This window comes from Caproicibacter fermentans, from assembly GCF_009746625.1.
In the GTDB taxonomy this organism is placed as follows: Bacteria; Bacillota; Clostridia; order Oscillospirales; family Acutalibacteraceae; genus Caproicibacter; species Caproicibacter fermentans.
Genome location: NZ_VWXL01000107.1, coordinates 1 through 556, shown reverse-complemented (window position 1 = coordinate 556; position 556 = coordinate 1). Strand labels below are relative to the sequence as shown.

The window sequence follows — 556 nt, the reverse complement described above, 5'->3', positions numbered from 1 at the left end:
CAAACGTACCAGCTAAGTGAGCGCAGAGCGTGCAGGCTGTTGGATTTTGGCCGAAGCAGCAAACGATATGTTCCGGTGGATAAAACAGAAGATAAAGAAATAACAGACCGGTTAACACAGTTGGCAAGTCGATGGAAACGCTTCGGCTACCGGCGTTTGCATGTTATGCTCCAACGGGAAAACGTCTATATCAACCATAAAAGAACATACCGACTGTACAAAGAAGCCGGATTGACCTTGAAAAAGCGGAGTAAAAAGAAGAAATACGAAAAGCGTGGAATGCCGGACAGAACATCCCTGTTAGCAAATTCCAGATGGTCAATGGATTTTGTTTCTGATCGTACCCGATCCGGAAACCACATTCGAGTCTTAACTGTAATTGATGAAGCCACACGGGAATGCCTAGCGTTGGAAGTGGACAGCTCCATCACAGGGAAAAGAGTTGCAGCCGTACTCAACCGCATTGCCCTGTTTCGCGGCCTTCCCAAAGAGATTCTAACGGACAATGGTTCTGAATTCACAGGGAACGCACTAAACGTATGGAGTTACGACCACC

Annotated in this window: 1 protein-coding gene; it reads left to right on the top strand. The window is 46.9% G+C overall.

All coding sequences use genetic code 11. The features are described 5' to 3' along the window. Window positions 1-75: 75 nt before the first annotated feature. Window positions 76-556: DDE-type integrase/transposase/recombinase (locus CAFE_RS18560; RefSeq protein ID WP_166525185.1), on the top strand; the 481-nt coding region annotated here is incomplete at its 3' end.